Here is a 2,121-nt window from a genome sequence, read left to right as displayed (position 1 = left end):
CGGCGGCTCGTACAGCGCGGCGGGGCCGGGCGGGTGCTCCTCGGCCGGGAGGCGCGGGGGCGGCGGTACGGCGTCCCAGGGACCCGAGCCCCCGGCCGGGTCGGGACCTCCGGAAACCGCTGTCGTCTCCGCCATCTCCTGGTCACCGCCCCGCCCCGCCGCTCCCGCGGCGTCTGATGCCCTCGACTGCGTGGTGCCTGCCACCACACTCCGTGCGCGCCACCCTACGAGATCCCGGCTCGCCCGTTCCAGGCCGGGTGGCCGATCGGCGCGCCACACCGCCTGCGCCGCCCGCTAAGGTGCCGTCATGATCGATACCGATCGCCCGTTGCTCTTCCTCGACGTGGACGGTCCGCTGATCCCCTTCGGGGACCCGCCGCCGGGCGGCTACCCCGTCCACCGCAGCCCGCACGTCCCGGCCGGTACGACACCGGGCGGAAACCCGCTGATCGCCCGCGTGGACCCGGAGTTGGGCCCTCGGCTGCTCCGCCTGCCGGCCGAGCCGGTGTGGGCCACCACCTGGCTGGAGGACGCCAACGAGTGCCTCGCGCCCTGGTTCGGCCTGCCCCGACTGCCCGTCGTGGACTGGCCGGTGGACGACTCTGACGACGCGGAGGACGCGGAGGACGCGGAGGACGCGGACACCGCGGACGCCACGTACCCGCCGCAGGGCCTGCACTGGAAGACCCGCACGCTGGTCGCCTGGGCGGGCGGGCGGCCGTTCGCCTGGGTGGACGACGAGATCACCGGGGCCGACCGCCGCTGGGTCGCCGCCCACTCCCCCGCCCGCGCCCTGCTCCACCGGGTCGATCCCCGACGCGGGCTCACCGAGGCGGACTTCGCCGCGCTGGACGCCTGGCTGCGGACGGCCTGACTACACTGCCCCGCCATGGAACCCGTCGCCGGAACACCGTCCCGCTGGCATCTGGCCCTGCACGGCGGGGCGTTGGTCGAGCTGTGGGCGGACGGGTACGGCGTCGAGGGCGGGACGTACGTGTTCAGCTCGCTCGTCCGGGCGACGGCGGAGGAGCAGGAGCAGGTCGAGGTGGTCGCGCGGACCCCGGCGGACGACCGGCGGGTCCTGGTGGCCGTGGCACGGGTTCCGGAGGCCGTCGTCCAGGACGTCCACTCGGCCGCCGAACCGGCGCGCGACGGCACCTGTGCCTGCCGGCCCTTCTCCTGGGAGGAGTGACCGCTCCCGGAAACCCGTCCGGCCACCCCTGGAACAGGAGTGGCCGGACGGGCGGTCGCGGCGTCAGGAGCCCGCGAGCAGGTCCCGCAGCAGGGCGACGGTGTCGGCGTCCAGGTCCCGGCCGGTCCGGCGGCTGAGGGCGTCCAACCGGTTTACGGCGCGCAGGAGTTGGTCCCGGGCGCCGGCCGAGGCGTAGGCGTAGAAGAGGTCCCGGTGCAGCAGTTCGACGTCCGGGGCGACGGCGAGGCCGCGGAAGACGGCGGCCTCGGCGCTGCGGTGGTCTCCGTACTGCAGGCGGCGGGCGGCCAGTTCGTGGGCCGTGTCGACGATCGCCGCGATCATGTCCTGCCGCTCGGCCTCGGCCCAGCCGTACGAGGCCGGCGGGGCCTCGGCGAACGGCGCGCCGCGGACCAGGGCCAGGGCGTGGGCGAGGGCCGCGTCGGCGGTGGCGCTGGTGCTGCGCATGCCGCGCCGGTAGAGGCCGCGGAACTCGTCCCAGTCGCAGGTGACCGCCGGGGCGAAGGAGTAGCCCTCGGTGCCCTCGGTGGGCAGGAAGACCCGGCCCTCCGGCGAGGTGCCGAACCAGGCGGCCAGGTCGGCGAGTTTGGCCGGCAGCGGGCTCTCGGAGCCGGCCGCGGTGGGGTGCGGGTCGAGGTGCGCCGCGCCGGGGTGCAGGTCGTGGTCGAGCGCGTGGCGGTCGGACCCGGGGCGCAGCGCCAGGTAGACGGCCAGTTCGGTGAGCCGGGGCAGCGCGCCGGGTGCGGCGGCGCCGAGGACTCCCGCGACGTCCACCGGGCCGAGCAGCCGGATCCGGGGGGCGTTGCGGGGGGCGTGCGCCTCCGGGGAGCGGAGGATGGCGAGCAGGTCGTCGCTGTCGCTGCGGCCGGGCGTCGTCCGGGCGACCGGGGCGACGGCGGCGGGGCCGGGCT

3 protein-coding genes are annotated in these 2,121 nt (G+C 76.6%); 2 read left to right on the top strand and 1 reads right to left on the bottom strand.

All coding sequences use genetic code 11. The annotated features are described in order from the left end of the window. The first annotated feature begins 307 nt into the window (after positions 1-307). Positions 308-874: an HAD domain-containing protein gene (locus AE652_RS40145; RefSeq protein WP_049660664.1), complete on the top strand. Its 567-nt coding sequence runs from the start codon at positions 308-310 to the stop codon at positions 872-874. A 15-nt stretch (positions 875-889) separates the two neighbouring features. Then, entirely contained in the window at positions 890-1,192 is a 303-nt protein-coding gene (locus AE652_RS47015; RefSeq protein ID WP_063780422.1) for a hypothetical protein, read from the top strand. Between the two features lie 63 nt (positions 1,193-1,255). Here the strand turns inward: AE652_RS47015 and AE652_RS40135 are convergent. Beyond that, positions 1,256-2,121: bacterial transcriptional activator domain-containing protein (locus tag AE652_RS40135; RefSeq protein WP_049660663.1), on the bottom strand; the 866-nt coding region annotated here is incomplete at its 5' end.

Origin of the sequence: Kitasatospora sp. MY 5-36, from assembly GCF_001182915.1 — a bacterium.
In the GTDB taxonomy this organism is placed as follows: domain Bacteria; phylum Actinomycetota; class Actinomycetes; order Streptomycetales; family Streptomycetaceae; genus Kitasatospora.
Note: the sequence above shows the minus strand (reverse complement) of the source record. Positions and strands in the feature narration are given on the sequence as shown.